The organism is Bacillus sp. AFS029637, assembly GCF_002584985.1.
In the GTDB taxonomy this organism is placed as follows: Bacteria; Bacillota; Bacilli; order Bacillales; family Bacillaceae_G; genus Bacillus_A.
Genome location: NZ_NUPZ01000017.1, coordinates 112,181 through 124,895 on the forward strand (window position 1 = coordinate 112,181; position 12,715 = coordinate 124,895).

The 12,715-nt window shown below is 32.1% G+C and carries 18 protein-coding genes; 16 read left to right on the forward strand and 2 right to left on the reverse strand.

The features are described 5' to 3' along the window. Positions 1 to 96: 96 nt before the first annotated feature. From COE49_RS07645 to COE49_RS07670, 6 genes are all read left to right on the forward strand, one after another. Positions 97 to 1,875 carry a VaFE repeat-containing surface-anchored protein gene (locus COE49_RS07645; protein ID WP_088229671.1) on the forward strand — a complete coding sequence of 593 codons (1,779 nt, stop codon included), beginning with the start codon at positions 97 to 99 and terminating at the stop codon, positions 1,873 to 1,875. Between the two features lie 234 nt (positions 1,876 to 2,109). Next, on the forward strand, positions 2,110 to 2,385 hold the full coding sequence (locus tag COE49_RS07650) for a hypothetical protein (protein ID WP_088229670.1): 276 nt from the start codon (positions 2,110 to 2,112) through the stop codon (positions 2,383 to 2,385). 177 nt (positions 2,386 to 2,562) lie between these two features. Further along, positions 2,563 to 3,033 carry an Imm30 family immunity protein gene (locus COE49_RS07655; protein WP_088229669.1) on the forward strand — a complete coding sequence of 157 codons (471 nt, stop codon included), beginning with the start codon at positions 2,563 to 2,565 and terminating at the stop codon, positions 3,031 to 3,033. 254 nt (positions 3,034 to 3,287) lie between these two features. Beyond that, complete coding sequence (locus COE49_RS07660; protein WP_088229668.1) at positions 3,288 to 3,743, forward strand: YrhA family protein; 456 nt, start codon at positions 3,288 to 3,290, stop codon at positions 3,741 to 3,743. Between the two features lie 60 nt (positions 3,744 to 3,803). Next, on the forward strand, positions 3,804 to 4,301 hold the full coding sequence (locus COE49_RS07665) for an ankyrin repeat domain-containing protein (RefSeq protein ID WP_088229667.1): 498 nt from the start codon (positions 3,804 to 3,806) through the stop codon (positions 4,299 to 4,301). A 91-nt stretch (positions 4,302 to 4,392) separates the two neighbouring features. Continuing rightward, positions 4,393 to 4,866 (forward strand): Imm30 family immunity protein, encoded by a 474-nt coding sequence (locus COE49_RS07670; RefSeq protein WP_088229666.1) that lies wholly within the window; start codon positions 4,393 to 4,395, stop codon positions 4,864 to 4,866. 183 nt (positions 4,867 to 5,049) lie between these two features. On the opposite strand, the gene COE49_RS07675 is transcribed toward COE49_RS07670, so the two are convergent. After that, the gene (locus COE49_RS07675) at positions 5,050 to 5,304 is read right to left on the reverse strand and encodes a SunI/YnzG family protein (RefSeq protein WP_000900619.1); all 255 of its coding nucleotides are present in this window, start codon (positions 5,302 to 5,304) and stop codon (positions 5,050 to 5,052) included. A gap of 313 nt (positions 5,305 to 5,617) precedes the next feature. On the opposite strand from COE49_RS07675, the gene COE49_RS07680 reads away from it, so the two are divergent. The 6 genes from COE49_RS07680 to COE49_RS07705 all read left to right on the forward strand — a co-directional run bounded on the left by COE49_RS07680 (position 5,618) and on the right by COE49_RS07705 (position 8,315). Continuing rightward, entirely contained in the window at positions 5,618 to 5,950 is a 333-nt protein-coding gene (locus COE49_RS07680; protein ID WP_088229665.1) for a DUF3895 domain-containing protein, read from the forward strand. A 98-nt stretch (positions 5,951 to 6,048) separates the two neighbouring features. Next, complete coding sequence (locus COE49_RS07685; protein WP_088229664.1) at positions 6,049 to 6,405, forward strand: Imm3 family immunity protein; 357 nt, start codon at positions 6,049 to 6,051, stop codon at positions 6,403 to 6,405. 50 nt (positions 6,406 to 6,455) lie between these two features. Further along, complete coding sequence (locus COE49_RS07690) at positions 6,456 to 6,962, forward strand: ankyrin repeat domain-containing protein (protein ID WP_098945806.1); 507 nt, start codon at positions 6,456 to 6,458, stop codon at positions 6,960 to 6,962. Between the two features lie 135 nt (positions 6,963 to 7,097). After that, a complete protein-coding gene (locus COE49_RS07695) occupies positions 7,098 to 7,445 on the forward strand; it encodes a DUF2185 domain-containing protein (RefSeq protein ID WP_098945807.1) in 348 nt (115 codons plus the stop codon). Between the two features lie 64 nt (positions 7,446 to 7,509). Beyond that, complete coding sequence (locus COE49_RS07700; RefSeq protein ID WP_098945808.1) at positions 7,510 to 7,998, forward strand: SMI1/KNR4 family protein; 489 nt, start codon at positions 7,510 to 7,512, stop codon at positions 7,996 to 7,998. 83 nt (positions 7,999 to 8,081) lie between these two features. Beyond that, a complete protein-coding gene (locus tag COE49_RS07705) occupies positions 8,082 to 8,315 on the forward strand; it encodes a hypothetical protein (RefSeq protein WP_088229661.1) in 234 nt (77 codons plus the stop codon). Positions 8,316 to 8,584: 269 nt separating this feature from the next. Here the strand turns inward: COE49_RS07705 and COE49_RS07710 are convergent, their stop codons facing one another. Continuing rightward, entirely contained in the window at positions 8,585 to 9,202 is a 618-nt protein-coding gene (locus tag COE49_RS07710) for a DUF4241 domain-containing protein (protein WP_088229660.1), read from the reverse strand. A 582-nt stretch (positions 9,203 to 9,784) separates the two neighbouring features. On the opposite strand from COE49_RS07710, the gene COE49_RS07715 reads away from it, so the two are divergent. The 4 genes from COE49_RS07715 (at position 9,785) to COE49_RS07730 (ending at position 12,663) form a co-directional block, all read left to right on the forward strand. Next, positions 9,785 to 10,090 (forward strand): hypothetical protein, encoded by a 306-nt coding sequence (locus COE49_RS07715; protein ID WP_088229659.1) that lies wholly within the window; start codon positions 9,785 to 9,787, stop codon positions 10,088 to 10,090. A gap of 78 nt (positions 10,091 to 10,168) precedes the next feature. Continuing rightward, positions 10,169 to 11,002 (forward strand): DUF2262 domain-containing protein, encoded by an 834-nt coding sequence (locus tag COE49_RS07720; protein WP_141552067.1) that lies wholly within the window; start codon positions 10,169 to 10,171, stop codon positions 11,000 to 11,002. Positions 11,003 to 11,202: 200 nt separating this feature from the next. Beyond that, on the forward strand, positions 11,203 to 11,991 hold the full coding sequence (imm47, locus tag COE49_RS07725; protein ID WP_141556619.1) for an Imm47 family immunity protein: 789 nt from the start codon (positions 11,203 to 11,205) through the stop codon (positions 11,989 to 11,991). Between the two features lie 120 nt (positions 11,992 to 12,111). Continuing rightward, the gene (locus tag COE49_RS07730; RefSeq protein WP_098945810.1) at positions 12,112 to 12,663 is read left to right on the forward strand and encodes an SUKH-4 family immunity protein; all 552 of its coding nucleotides are present in this window, start codon (positions 12,112 to 12,114) and stop codon (positions 12,661 to 12,663) included. Positions 12,664 to 12,715: the final 52 nt, after the last annotated feature.

Here is a 12,715-nt window from a genome sequence, read left to right on the forward strand (position 1 = left end):
TGTTAAAGTATGTAATTTTTTATTTTATAATGGAATTGCAGTTTGGTAAGAATATTTTAAATGTTTGTAATGTAAATCAAACAGGAGGTTGTAAATATGGGGAGGAAATATGTAATTAGGATTCTAGCTTTACTCTCTGTCATATCTCTTTTCTTTAACTTAATGTTACCAAAGGCTAGCGCAGAAATTGAAAAGATTCCATCAGTGAAAACAACAGCTACAAACAAAGCTGATGGCGGAAAAGAGATGCATGCAAAGGAGTCTATCACGATCCAAGACAAAGTTGAGTACACCAACTTAGTTGTTGGTAAAGAGTACACTGTAAAAGGTAAACTAATGAACAAAGTTACGAATAAGCCGTTATTAATTGATGGAAAAGAAGTAAAGGCTGAGACAAAGTTTACAGCAAAAGAAAAGAATGGTTTTGTAACATTAGACTTTCCTTTCGTTGGTGCAGAACAGCAAGGTAGAGAAGTAGTAGTGTTTGAAGAGCTGTATCAAGATGGTGTCTTAGTGGCAACTCATGCTGATATTAATGATGTAGGGCAAACAGTTCGATTTGTAGAACCGACAATCAAAACAACAGCAACAAATAAAGCGGATGGTGGAAAAGAGATGCATGCAAAAGATTCCATCACGATTCAAGATAAAGTGGAATACAAAGATTTGATCGTAGGAAAAGAATATGTTGTAAAAGGTAAACTAATGAACAAAGTTATGAACAAACCATTATTAATAGATGGAAAGGAAGTAACAGCTGAGACAAAGTTTACAGCAAAAGAAAAGAACGGTTTTGTAACATTAGACTTTCCTTTCGTTGGTGCAGAGCAGCAAGGAAGAGAAGTGGTAGTGTTTGAAGAGGTATATCAAGACGGTGTTTTAGTGGCAATTCAATCTGACATTAACGATGTGGGGCAAACGGTTCGATTTGTAGAACCAACAATCAAGACAACAGCGACAAACAAAGCAGACGGTGGAAAAGAGATGCATGCAAAAAAGTCCATCACAATCCAAAATAAAGTGGAATATCAGGACTTAATCGTAGGAAAAGAATATGTTGTAAAAGGTAAATTAATGAACAAGGTTATGAACAAACCATTATTAATAGATGGAAAGGAAGTAACAGCTGAGACTAAGTTTACAGCAAAAGAAAAGAATGGTTTTGTAACATTAGACTTTCCTTTCGTAGGTGCAGAACAACAAGGAAGAGAAGTAGTAGTGTTTGAAGAGGTATATCAAGATGGCGTTTTAGTGGCAATTCAATCTGATATTAACGATGCAGGGCAAACAGTTCGATTCGTAGAACCAACAATCAAAACAACAGCAACAAACAAAGCGGATGGTGGAAAAGAGATGTATGCAAACGAATCTGTCACGATCCAAGATAAAGTGGAATACAAAGATTTAATCGTAGGTAAAGAATATGTTGCAAAAGGTAAACTAATGGATAAAGCAACAAAGAAGCCTTTACTAGTTGATGGTAAAGAAGTAGCAATAGAATCTAAGTTTACTGCAAAAGAGAAAAATGGTTCTATCACAATTGATTTCACATTTAATGCTTCTAAGCTACAAGGTAAAGAAGTAGTAGTATTTGAAGAGCTATATCAAGATGATATTTTAGTAGCAATCAATGTTGACATTGAAGATGCGAGCCATACAATGAAGTTTAAAGAGAAAAAATTAGGAAAACCACAGCCAGAAAAGCCACAGTCAGAAAAACCGCAATCAGAGCAACCTAAAACAGGAAAAACATCAAAAGCAGGAACATTACCAGCTACAGGTGGAAATACGTTCTTTATGTGGTTCTCAGTTGGAGCCGGTCTTTTGTTATTAACTCTTGGAGCCATATTATTTATGAAACGTAGAAATGCATAATAAATAGTTTTTTAGGCAGAAGATATGGATATGAAATAAAGTCATAAAGAAAGGCTCTCTTTTGATTCGTTTTTTCAAAAGAGGGTCTTTTCTTAGTAACATGCTGGTTGGTAAACGAAATGTTACTAAGGAATATATGTATAGAACTAGATACAAGTAATAGTTGAGGAAAGGCCATTGTTGGAGTGGTGAAAAATAGAAATAAAATTTATGATAATTAAATAGGAGGACATAGTGAACAAGAAAAGGCAGTTAATTCAACAAGTAAAAGTCGTGATACATAAGTTGGAGAAAGACTATGTGAAAGATATTAATAGTGGCATTTTACAACTAATATATATAAGATATAAAAAAGCATTAGAAATATTAGAGAATAACGAGGATATTAAGGGAATAACCATTGTGGGTGGTGTGCATGCGTATATGGACAGTTACAATGACTATCCGCATACGCTATTAGAAGAATTACATAAGGCTGAAACGATAATTAAAGAATTAACTAATAGATAGTGATAGAGAAAAAACAAGAAGTGATAAAATAGGGGAGAAGTTTTTTACGAAAAGAAAAATATAATTCTTGCAATGTTAGAGAATAAGGAGAGCTATTATGAAGTTATGGCAACTTATTAAACTATAAATTTTTTGAAATTTTTCAATAAACTCTACTCAAAGTATGGAGGGAAATAAATGTCATTAGAAAAAAAGATATTTATTTTAAAAAGAATACGTTTTCTGGAGCATGAAGATGATAGTATTGAGCTATTTGAGGAAATCTTAAATGAAATATTGCAAACGGCAGATAATAAAGTAATTATTGATTTGTGCAGTGTATTTCATGATGAAATAGATGAACCTTCGATTGTTGGTGATTTAATTGAATCGATTTTTTATATAATCGAAAAAAATGGAGTTGAAGATGGTTTAAATAAAATTATTGAAGGGATAAGCATTGTTTTGCCACAAGCTAAATATTGTGCTAAAAGGTTCTATAGAAGTCTTCTAGCTTCAGATGATTTTATTATTCCATTTATTAATGTGTTGAAGAAGGCTAAAACTACAAATAAAGAAGACGTTATTAAAATTTTGAAAGAAATAAGTGAGAAACAACCACAACAATATTTTGAAAAAGTTGATTTGATTTGTAAAGGGGTTATTTAATACTTTAATTATAAAATAACTCTAAAGTTTGCGTGTAGGATCATGAAAATAGCTTTAATATGTTTCATTAAAATATCAATCTAGATAAATCATATGGTTAATGCTATCTAGAGTGGTTTCGAAAAATATTTGAATAGCACGCCAAAAGCAATGGGCAATTTGAAACCAATTCTTGTAATGGGGTGTACTATTGAGGATTACTTTGTGTAATTCTAGCCTAGAAAAGGATTGAATATTTATTAGAAGGTGAAGTTATGTGGAGAGAGAAGATTAGTCATATATCCAAAATAAGAGAGAAACGAAATCGAAAGCTCAATTTACCTATCAACGAAAAGGAGTTATCAAAAATTCGTAAATCTGTAGTAAAAAAATTTGGTGAAGATGTCCTGCCACAGCAGTACTATGAATTTTTACAAACAGTTAATGGAATTGAATTTAATGGATTAATAATATATGGGATTGACCAAAGTTTTTTAGATTTTAAGCCAATAAATCAGGTAGATAATTTTTTTGATGCTAATGAAGTATGGGAATCAATTAAAGACGAAGATGAGCTGATTTTTTTCGGAGATTCAGATATAGCTTGGTATTGCTATAATGTGTCCAAAAAGAAATTTGTTGAGCTAGACAAGCCTTCAGGCGAGCATATGGAAACTTTTTGCGATTTTGATACTATGCTTAAATCCGCTCTCTCAGTAGCACTTAGCTAAATGTATCCGTAGTCAATGTCTAACTGTTTAAGCTAGATGAAAATAATGCAGGGGGATTCTATGGAAAGTAAGGAAAAAGCGATAAAAATCTATGATTTAATTGACAATGGTGATATAGAACAAGCGAAAGAGATCATTATTACTGATAAAAGTTTACTTGATTTTGTAACGCCGTTTGGAACTTGGCTACATGTTTCGGCTAGAGCTGGTGAACTGGATATGATAAAATTTCTTGTTGAATCTGGTATGGATATTAACCGTAATGAAGGTGTACCAAAGTCAGCGCCTATTGCACATGCAGCTAGTGAAGGTGAAATTGGTATTGTAGAGTACTTATTTGATAATGGTGCAATATTAGATGTTAGTGATCCAAATAGAAATCCTCTATTCTCAGCGATTTATGGTGGGCATCTTAATATTGTAAAGTATCTTGTTCAGAATGGTATTGATAGTACTGTAAAGTATACAGGGGATACTATGAAAGAGATGGGAGCTTACGAATTTGCTATTGAAAGAGGGCAAGTAGAAATTGCTGAATATTTAAAAATGTACACTTGAGATGGCAGCCATATATTGATGTAATAGAAAAGTTGAAAACTAATGGTCATATTAATTTAATTACCCAATTCATTTAAAAGGAGAAATTTATATGGACTCTCAATCTGAGGTTAAGAGATTATATAGTTGTAGATTTTTAAAAAATCAATCGGAATGTGAAGAGTTTGACAGTGTATTAGAAAACTTAGCAGATTGTACTGATGAGAAGCTTATTAAAGAATTGTGTATAGTATTTGAGGATGAAACACAAGCGGAAGAGGTTATGTTTGGTCTAGTTCATTGTATTGAAAGTTTTGAAATGGAAAAATATTTAACAGAGATGCCTAAAGCTTTACCAAAAATGGTTGAGAGTGCAAAAGAGTGGGCAATGCTACTAAACAAAAGAATTTTAAATAGTGATTTATGTAGAAGTGAGTATGCTAAAGTACTTGTAGGAATGAATCATGATATACAACTAACGGTAATTAATTTACTTAATGAAATTATTGCTGATAACCCTAAAAAATTTGAGAGCACTGCCAATGAGGTTCTTAGTCAATTACAAGGAGTTCATAAAATTAAATGAATATTGTAGAACTACTGTATATAGATAAAACTAAGAACACCCTAGCGAAGAGCTAGGGTGTTTGTGTTATATAGTTTCACCATATGCTTCAGAATTCGGAGCAGGAGTAATCAACGAATCTTTTGTAGCGTTTCCTATAATAGAATGTAGGTGTTTAACATTTAAATATAGGAAGAAAAACAATTAAGCTTTTATTTTATTTAAAATGGATACTCTATTAGTAGTGAATAGTAAATAATTTTGCTTTACGGTCTTAATTAAAATACGGTCAGTTGTACCATATGCTGTTCCAATTCGGATTGCGCTTTTTTCTTCAACACCAGCATATGTATTATCTTCCGTTACCTCAGTGATTTCACATAATGGAATATGAATTTTAGAGAATTGCCATGAAATAATTAGTTCATCTTTTGTTTTTTCAACATGAATACCTAACATGTTACCAGAACCTTTCTATAATAAAATTTTACTCTTGCTATTTTATTATACAAATTTATAGATTCTATTTCTATTTTTTTACAGGGGGTATACAACTAACAACGAGAAAAATGTTCATAATTACTTTCATTCCTATTATAACGAATTCTACAATAGAAAACAGAACGTATATTTGGTATAATCGAAATATACTATATGAAACGATGTACATGAGTTTGAGATTTATGAAAAAAGGTAAGTAATACATAATAATAAATACGCTATAGGATTCAGTTCATGTTATACAAATCAATCGTTAGAAAGGAAAAGAAGTATGAATCAAATTTCATTCGAAGATTTATTTGAAGAAGAAAACAAACCAGAAAAGGTGGAGGTAGCTGAGATCCCAGTACCTTTATCGCCCTTACAAAAGGATATTTTAGACTTACTTCATTCTGAAGAAATAAGTGCACTTGAGTTATGCGAACAATTAATACGAGCTGGTAAAATATCAGATGAAAGATTCACAACTGATAAGCCTAAAGCATATGGGCAAGTATGCTTACTATTAGAAGGTTTTGTTAAAGAAGGAAAGCTTATTTTTATCAAAAATGATGAAAAAAGAGATAGGGTATATAAATTGAAAGAAGAAGTTTCTAACGTATAAAATGTATTAAGTATAGTCATGAAATAAGAAAGTCCTTATATTTGTGTTGAAAGATTATTTTCACATAGGTGTGGGGATTTTTTTTTGAGGGAGGATGTATGAAAGATTGGGAGTATAACGAATTATTTCATGCAATTCGGGAGGCGTATGAAGAGTTATTAGATGAAGAGGGAGGGTATCGATATGCTATAGCAAAACTAGCGGATGAATTTGATAATTTAGGAAAGATTGAAGATGTTATTGTTGATACTGCCATAGGAGAAATAGCAGTCAATCATCATATGGTTTTTGCTGGGCGTATTAAAGGTATAACAAAGAGGCTAAGTATGTTTAACCTTCAAGAGGCAGAAGGTGAATTGACAGTAGAGGAAATACAAGATTTATCGATAAGAATAAATAATGTAATAGAAGGATTAAAAAATGTAAAGGTTGCTTATAAATCTTCGATTGAATAGTTCATGGAGACATAGTTAGACAAGAGAACAGAAATATAGGAGGTGATGTTATGGAGGAGAAAAGTATAAATAAAACAATAAGAAATGCTATTAAGCTTGGTGATATTAATGAAGTAAAACGTCTAATAGGTGATAATCCAGAATTTTTACATTCAATGACACCATTTGGTACGTGGTTACATGTTGCAGCAAAGAAAGGGCATATCGAAATTGTTCAGTATTTGATTAATAAAGGGATAGATATGAATGCTAGAGGCGGTACATTTGATGCTTCTGCATTAAATTTGTCCGCAGGAGCAGGACATTTGGAAATAGTAAAATATTTAGTAGAGTCTGGTGCCGAATTGGATGTAAGTTTAGCAAAAAGAAATCCACTATTTGGAGCAATTTATGGCGGACATAAAGAAGTAGTTGAGTTTCTAGTTGAAAAAGGAATAGACATTTCAATTAGATACACTGGAGAAAACTTTAAGAATATGAATGCTTATGAATATGCTGAAAAATTCGGACAAACAGAAATTGCTGCATACATAAAGCGTAAGATGGATAAGAGATAATAAAGATTGTAAAAGGGATAAGACTAAGAATAAAGAGATTAATAGGGGCAGCGTTTAATGATTGTGATTTTGAACTGGCTGACTTTAGAAGTTGTAATAGTTATTGCCTTATTAATATTGTAAAGGAGTATGAACATGGCAATTAGAAATGATGCATATGGAGGGTTTATTGTATCTAGAAATGTTTTGAATGGAGTACCTATTCGATATAGTTTTCGAGAAGAAAGTTCTATTTCTCAATTAAATGGTTGGAACATCTTTTCAGAAGTGGATGATGATGAATATGTAAACAATCCAAAAAACTTTTGCATAATTAGTGCAGAATCAATGTCTTCAATTGCACCTCAAATGCTAGAAATATTTGAAGCACCATATGGAACAGACCTTTTTTGGGTATATGAAGATAATGTACATGTTGGTTTTTACGATTTAGTGAAAGACTGTATGACAGATATAAATAAGATTTTAAATGTAATTTATTAAGGTTTCTTATAACTGTTTTAGATGTGTAGTAATTAATTGAGGGAATTCAGAGGGATGGTGCGAGATGAGTAAAGTGGAATGGAGATCTCCAGATAAGCCTTTATTGCGAGAAAATGTAAAGAATGTGGAAAAAGAGTTGGGCATTCATTTCCCTTTAGATTATATAGAATGTGTAATGAAGAATAATGGAGCACATGTTAGCCCAGAAGTATTTGAAGTTGAGGGGAAGAGAAAAGTTTTTGGTACATTACTAACTTATGATATGGATGATGATGAAAATATTATTGAGGTATTCAATGACTACAATGGCACATTACCTAGTGCATTGGTGCCATTTGCATTTGATCCAGCAGGAAATTTAATTTGCTTTGATTATAAAAATCATAAAGAAGATCCAATTGTCGTCTTTTGGGAACATGAGGGGGCATGGGAAAAGGAAATATTGATGGAAAGTGAAGGGGTTACGGCTGAGGAGGCAGAGGAAGTAGCGAGAGAAAATGTATTTTTTGTAGCTAATAATTTTACGGAGCTTTTAAATAAGTTACATGATTAATAGTGGGAAAGGATTCAAACTTATCTGGCAGTGATAAATGAAAATAGTTACATAAGCTCGTTCTTAATAAAGTAGGGATTAAAATGAAACCGAATAATTTTACAATCGCAATGTATCCTACAGTAGCATTTAAAGAAGAAGAGATATTAAATCGTCTTTTAGATGTATTTGAGTCAAATGAAAAATTTGCTTCTACTCATTGGGGGAACTGTGAAACAGTGAAGGTAGAATATAACCGTCAGGAAATTATAGAAAAAGTAATTTCGGAGCGTAGAGTATCTGAAGTTCACCTGTATCGTGATAAAACAGTGCACTAGTAACTCTAAAATCAACCATTATGAATGTTTTGGAGTTACTTGACGTTAACTCTACATCAGTAGAGTTAATAAATTATTTAAATAAAAAACTGTTAATATACAACTAGAATTAATGACGGGTTATATTCACTTAAGAATATAACCCTATCTATCAGAACCAGTAGTATATAAGGAGATTATCCCACGGGTTATTTGCAAATATTAGACGAGGAATATTTGGCGCTGTAAAAGAAAAAATATTGACTCTTATATCATAATTGATGTTGTCCTCAATTTTCCTCATGTAGCACTTGAAAATCAGTAACAAGTGAAACGATTTTTCCTGCTTCATCGATTCCCCAATAGGAAGGATAAAATCCATCTCCATAACCTGAACGGAATATAATGATATTACTTCTTGTTTCCTCACACACCACGCAATTTCCCCAATCTTCATCATGTTCTGTTAGTATGTCATCTATAAGATCATCATACAAACTAGTAAATTCTTCTCCTAGTTCTTGTTGTAACCTATCTTCTATTTCTTCTAATTTACCAATTGCTTCAACATCTGCAAAGCACCCTAAGCCTGTATCAACTGGGTAACCAAAAATATATCCGTCTTCCAGTTCACTGACATTTTGTCCTGGTTTTGTTGCCATCTTCCATCCTACTGCTTTTGAATCCGACAATTTCAATTCAGCACCAGCAATGACTCCATCTTCCTTATGCCACCAAGCAACAATTGGATATGTACCTGGCTGAATTGTTTGTTCGAAGTGATTTTCATTAAAAATAAGAGGATCACAAGCAACAATTTTACCTGAAGTAACTTTCAACTGTTCTAGTGCTTCGGAACGCAGGGCCTCACTATCCGGTTTAGATAATTCACGTAATAACTTTGACATAATGTTTCTCTCCCTTTCCTTTTAAAAAATTTGTTGGTGCTGCCTCCCATATATTTTTACATGAGTTACATTTGTGTTCTGCGGCATATCGTACACGCGTTTTTCTAATAGTTCCGCAACATATTCTTCATGCGTTTTACGTTTTCGGATATATTGCTCCTCCGTACAAGTGTAGATAGAACAAACCTTTACTCATTGAAAAATATAACAAATGAATTTGACTTTAAGATTAGACCCAGTTTTGAGGATGTAAATAATAATCCACCCGTTGATTATATTATTTTAAGGGTAAAAATGCATTTATTAAAAATTCAATAAAAGAAGATCGAATTAGATAGTCTTTCTAGATTGATCTTCTTATTGTATATTCCCCTTCACTGCAACTCATTGCAAGATGTCTACTTCTGTGACACATTACACAATTGTACAGAGATAATGAAGGAATATGAAAAATAATATAAAGATTTTAATTTAATCCTATATATTTTTTATAAATTCTAAAAGTAAATCCCTTATTTTTGGTATGATTGACAGAGACTATTTAATTTCTTATGAATATTCTTGAAAAGGGAGTGATGCTGTATGAAATCAATAAATGTAAATGGGAATATATATCATATTGAATCTGTTCCTTTTGAAGATAAGAGTGAGCAGGATGAAGAGGGATACTACGAATATTTTTACAAAGGAGTCAATTTATCGTTTCACTCGGACAAAGAAATAATTAAAGCCCGAATTTATGACGACGAAGAAATAATATATTTCTTAAAAAATCCATCTCTTGCTTTTGGTAAAGATTTTGAGGCTATAAAAGTATATATAATTAAAGAATATGATGTAAATAAATTTAAAATTCCAGGTGAAAAAAAAGCCTATATAGAATTATAGCTATAATTCTATATAGGCTTTACCATGACCAATTATAATAAAACAGGAAAACTCACAAAGTACTTATGCCTGTGGGTGATGAAAGGAATGTATTCGAAATTGAGTAAATCAAGTGAAATAAGTAGATTTGAAAATAGATTCTCAGAAAATGTGATTGAAATAGCAGCTGTCACAGGAGCATTAGGAATCGGTGCATCAAAAGGCGGTGACAACATTTTGTGGACTGCGTCAATTGATTTGATTGCGTGGAAAGACTTACATAACAATGAAACGATTACAAAAGAAGACATACGACTCGCATGGTTGGTTGATGATGCAGAATGGAGAAAATCAAAAGACATTTTGACAGCAAATACAGTTGTAGCATTACAGGTGCGCAAGTCAGAAAATTCATTGATGCTTGTTAAGGTTTTGGAAACACCATATAAAGATGATGAGTTGGAAGTCATCTTACAAGATGCAATGAAACCGCTTTATTATCATGATGAGATGTTGGGTGGGTTTGAACTTGATAAAAGAGTGAAAACTTTTGAAAAGAGAATATCTTGGGCTGGTGAAGAATGTCATTTATATTTTGATTGGAGTGAAGACAAACATATGATGAAGTCTGCACTGGAAACAGCACATGCACTTTTCAAAGAGCAAGATGAATGGAAAATGAAAATGAAAATGTACGCTGCAAAAGAATTGGTAGAGTTAGCAAATGAATGGCTACAAGATGATGATGAAGCAGAAATCGAAGAAATTACAAAAGAAATGTTCGTTAATTCCATCACATTAAGCAGCTTAAGCGTTTATTCAGAAGGTGATTTTGAAATATTCTTTTCGGATGGAGATCTATTTTGGGGACATTCTATCATTGTAAGCGGAAATATTCATGAAGGGCTCTCTTCGGCTGAGATTGCAGGATAAAGTGAAACGTCCATCAGTGGGGATTTTTCTGATGGATTATTTGAACCACTCGGGCACTTACCGCCCAAAAGTAGCGCGAGAACATGTATTTTTTGTGGCTAATCATTTTACGGAGTTTTTAAATAAGTTACATGATTAATAATATTATCCATATATAATGGTTCGTATAAATGTAAGCAGCAATAAAAGGAGAGAGAATGATGGACTTAGAGCATTTTAAAAAAGATATTTGGTATGGAGAAGTTTCTAATCATACAATTGAAACTCTTAAGTCTAACCTAAGGGATAGTGCAACAGAGAAAGAATCCTTTATCTTAATTAATGAATTGTTAAAGCTTGGTGATTTCTCTGTAAAGGGGTTACTAATCGAACTTATGAATAGTACTCGAGATGAGCTTGTTTTACATTTATGCACTAGACTATTTTGTTCAGTAGCTACTCATGATGATTTATTAGAAACGAATAATTTGAAATTCCTTTCAAGTGCTTCAGAGGATGGAGTTCATAATTTTGTAGTAAGTGCTGGTGAAACTCTTTCATATCATGTAGTACCATATCTTTTAGCATTACTAGAAGAGTGGGAAGATACCTTTGTTGAAAAAGCTATTAGAAATGAACTTTCATGGATGCTTGGAATTGAGGACGAGTATTATGAAGTATCGTTAGAAGAATTTAATGAAGCTTATTCTGGTTTTATCGAAAATAATGATACGCAAGAATATTATTATCATAATAGACTATCTTTTCCTGGAGACTTGGCAAAGAAGTTAGTGCCGGAAGTTATGAGTTCTTTAAGAGATAGAACTACTTATAATGTTGTTACTATACCTTCCGTTTTATCAATTTGGAGTGGAAGCAAATGTCCAATTCAATACGATACGATTATAACAAATGAAAAAAATAGAGAGTTGATGTCATATATTGATGTTTTAACAAAGAAAGAATGGAAGATTGGTAAAAAGTATTTTTATGGACATGTAGTCGTATAGGGAGTTTTAGTGAATAAGTGTAGATAATAATAGAGGGTATTTTTTATGTGGAAAAATAAAAAAACAACTAATAGCCCAATTAAATCTTAAAAGATATAAACACGTCAAGAAGGTGAAAGAATGATACTACCAGAGGATTTTCGAGAGAAATGGGATGTTAATAAAGATGGCCCACTTATTACATTTCATGAAAAAGAATTAATGGACAAAAACTTTTCAGATGAAGTGAAACGATTTTTGTCCATAGGAGGCTTACCAGAAACACCGTCACCATATTTAGAGTTTACTTCATCTCAGTCTTTCGTAAGGTCTGTTACAAATGTATTTCATATGCCAGAAGAGTTTCGAAAATATTGGTTTTTAGGAACAACTAGTTCTGGAGATCCAATTTGTATAATTGAAAAACAAGAAAATGTAGTATTTCTAAATAGTAGTGATGAGTATAAAGCAGTGTTTATGAATTCTTCTATACATCAATTTGCAGAATGTTTATTAGTATATTCAAAAATGATCGATAAGGCAGTAGAGATAAATGGTGAGGATGCCTTTATCGATAATAATATACCAGAGTGTACAATAAGTTGGTTGAAGGAAGAGTTGAAAAAAATTGATGATAAGTGTATGGAAAAGGGATCTTTTTGGTTTATTGAAATTGAGAACTTATATGAATAATTGAAAGTGAAAAGGAAAATGTATGGTGCATGGAAGAGGAGTATGGTGATAG

Coding starts and splice junctions, on each gene's coding strand:
- COE49_RS07705 (WP_088229661.1), top strand. CDS start 8,082: ATGAAACCGAATAATTTTACAATCGCAATGTATCCTACAGTAGCATTT.
- COE49_RS07655 (WP_088229669.1), top strand. CDS start 2,563: ATGTCATTAGAAAAAAAGATATTTATTTTAAAAAGAATACGTTTTCTG.
- COE49_RS07670 (WP_088229666.1), top strand. CDS start 4,393: ATGGACTCTCAATCTGAGGTTAAGAGATTATATAGTTGTAGATTTTTA.
- COE49_RS07700 (WP_098945808.1), top strand. CDS start 7,510: ATGAGTAAAGTGGAATGGAGATCTCCAGATAAGCCTTTATTGCGAGAA.
- COE49_RS07675 (WP_000900619.1), bottom strand. CDS start 5,304: ATGTTAGGTATTCATGTTGAAAAAACAAAAGATGAACTAATTATTTCA.
- COE49_RS07690 (WP_098945806.1), top strand. CDS start 6,456: ATGGAGGAGAAAAGTATAAATAAAACAATAAGAAATGCTATTAAGCTT.
- COE49_RS07710 (WP_088229660.1), bottom strand. CDS start 9,202: ATGTCAAAGTTATTACGTGAATTATCTAAACCGGATAGTGAGGCCCTG.
- COE49_RS07680 (WP_088229665.1), top strand. CDS start 5,618: ATGAATCAAATTTCATTCGAAGATTTATTTGAAGAAGAAAACAAACCA.
- COE49_RS07695 (WP_098945807.1), top strand. CDS start 7,098: ATGGCAATTAGAAATGATGCATATGGAGGGTTTATTGTATCTAGAAAT.
- COE49_RS07660 (WP_088229668.1), top strand. CDS start 3,288: ATGTGGAGAGAGAAGATTAGTCATATATCCAAAATAAGAGAGAAACGA.
- COE49_RS07730 (WP_098945810.1), top strand. CDS start 12,112: ATGATACTACCAGAGGATTTTCGAGAGAAATGGGATGTTAATAAAGAT.
- COE49_RS07645 (WP_088229671.1), top strand. CDS start 97: ATGGGGAGGAAATATGTAATTAGGATTCTAGCTTTACTCTCTGTCATA.
- COE49_RS07720 (WP_141552067.1), top strand. CDS start 10,169: ATGAAAGGAATGTATTCGAAATTGAGTAAATCAAGTGAAATAAGTAGA.
- COE49_RS07665 (WP_088229667.1), top strand. CDS start 3,804: ATGGAAAGTAAGGAAAAAGCGATAAAAATCTATGATTTAATTGACAAT.
- COE49_RS07685 (WP_088229664.1), top strand. CDS start 6,049: ATGAAAGATTGGGAGTATAACGAATTATTTCATGCAATTCGGGAGGCG.
- imm47 (WP_141556619.1), top strand. CDS start 11,203: ATGGACTTAGAGCATTTTAAAAAAGATATTTGGTATGGAGAAGTTTCT.
- COE49_RS07715 (WP_088229659.1), top strand. CDS start 9,785: ATGAAATCAATAAATGTAAATGGGAATATATATCATATTGAATCTGTT.